The organism is Streptomyces sp. KLMMK (assembly GCF_036961605.1).
In the GTDB taxonomy this organism is placed as follows: Bacteria; Actinomycetota; Actinomycetes; order Streptomycetales; family Streptomycetaceae; genus Streptomyces; species Streptomyces telluris.
In genome coordinates this window covers 1-1,878 of the sequence record NZ_JBAMDC010000685.1, presented here as the reverse complement: position 1 = coordinate 1,878, position 1,878 = coordinate 1, and the positions used below count along the sequence as shown (strand labels likewise).

2 protein-coding genes and 1 pseudogene are annotated in these 1,878 nt (G+C 75.1%); all 3 read left to right on the top strand.

What is annotated here, in order from left to right:
- Nucleotides 1-1,169, top strand: a 1,169-nt coding sequence (locus V7793_RS37115; protein ID WP_336014090.1) for a lanthionine synthetase LanC family protein, incomplete at its 5' end; no start/stop codon positions are given.
- A gap of 125 nt (nt 1,170-1,294) precedes the next feature.
- Nucleotides 1,295-1,420 carry a SapB/AmfS family lanthipeptide gene (locus V7793_RS37110; protein ID WP_058044643.1) on the top strand — a complete coding sequence of 42 codons (126 nt, stop codon included), beginning with the start codon at nt 1,295-1,297 and terminating at the stop codon, nt 1,418-1,420.
- 114 nt (nt 1,421-1,534) lie between these two features.
- A pseudogene (locus tag V7793_RS37105) lies at nt 1,535-1,878 on the top strand (ABC transporter ATP-binding protein); the annotation flags it as partial.

Here is a 1,878-nt window from a genome sequence, read left to right as displayed (position 1 = left end):
TGCCCGACCCCGCCGAGGACTGGCCCCGCGCCCGCGCGTCCATGGTCCGCGCCCTCCTCGCCTCCGCCACGCCGGAGCGCGACGACCGCCTCTTCCCCGGGGACATCGCCCAGTTCGCCGAGGGCGGCGGCCTCGGCCTCGCCCACGGCGCCGCAGGCGTCCTGCACGCCCTCGCCGAAGCCGGCGCCGAGCGCTACGAAGAGGGCGAGCAGTGGCTGCTGCGGCAGACGGCCCCCGTGCCGTCCGGCACCCCGCTCGGCCTCTACGACGGCCTCGCCGGCGTCGCCTGCACCCTCGACCGGCTCGGCCACACCCGGCGCGCCCTGGACCTGTCCGGGCTCATGCTCGGCGAGCAGTGGCAGCGCCTCACCTCCGACCTGCGCAGCGGCCTGGCAGGCGTCGGCCTCGCCCTCGACCACCTCGCCCGCACCACCGGCGAACGCCAGCTCCACGACCAGGCCGTCGAAGCCGCCCAGCTCCTCGCCGACCGGCTCGCCGCCGAACCCCCCGGCCGGGAGGACGACACCGGCGCACCCCGCCGGCGCGTCGGCCTCCTGCGCGGCGCGAGCGGGCCCGCCCTGCTCTTCCTGCGGCTGTACGAGCGCACCGGCGCCCCCGCCCTCCTCGACCTCGCCGAGCAGGCCCTGCGCACCGACCTCGCCCGCTGCACCCGCACGGACAACGGCACCCTCGAAGTCGACGAGGGCTGGCGCACCATGCCCTACCTCGGTGACGGCAGCGCCGGCATCGGCATGGTCCTGGACGACTTCCTCGCCCACGCCACGGACCCCGACCCGTACTTGACCGAAGCCCGCGACGGCATCCTCACCGCCGCCCGCTCACGCTTCTACGCCCAGCCCGGGCTGTTCCAGGGCCGGGCCGGGATGATCCTGCACCTCGCCCGCACCACCGCGCCCGGCGCGACCGCGGAGCACCTCGCCGCGCAGGTCCGCGGACTGTCCTGGTACGCCATGTCCTACCAGGGCGAACTCGCCTACCCCGGCAGCCAGATGATGCGGCTGTCCATGGACCTCGCCACCGGAACGGCCGGCTGCCTGCTCGCCCTCGCCGCCGCCCTCGGCGACGACGGCGCCCGGCCCGCGCAGCTGCCGTTCCTCACGCCCCCACGGGGGCCCCGAAGCCGGCTCCATGCCGTTGTGGAGCCGTAGCAAGAAACGCAAGTAGCAAGTAGCAAGTAGCAAGTAGCAAGTAGCAAGAGGCACGTAGCACGTAGCAACAGAACAAGAGAAACCGAACCCCGTCCCCACGGGAACCCCACGAAAGGAACACGACCATGGCGCTCCTCGACCTGCAGAACATGGAGTCCGACGAGAACACCGGCGGTCACGGCGGCGGCGGCCAGAGCACGGTCAGCCTGCTCTCCTGCGTCAGCACCGCCAGCGTGCTGATCTGTCTGTGATCCGGCACCGGATCCGACGCTGATCCGGCACCGGGCGGGCCCCTCCTGCGACGAGGGGCCCGCCCGGGTCCGCTTTTCCCCTACGGATGGTACGGACGCGAGGGCCACCGATCCATGGCACACACCCGCACCGCCCCGGCCTCCGCCGGAGACCGGCTGCTGCTCGGCACCGCCCGGCACAGCGCCGGCCGCGCCGCCGCGCTCGCCCTCCTCGCGGTCGCCTCCACCGGAGCCGCGCTGCTGCTGCCCGTCACCCTCGGCCACACCCTCGACCTGCTCCTCGCCCGCCGCGGCGCCGACGCCGGCCGCTGGGTCGCCCTGTGCGCGCTCCTCGTCGCCGGCCCCGCCGCCCTCGACGCCCTCACCGAACTCCTCACCGGCACCACCGCCGCCCGCGCCACCGCCCGGCTGCGCCACCGGCTCCTCGGCCACGTCCTCGCCGCGGGCCCACGGGTCAC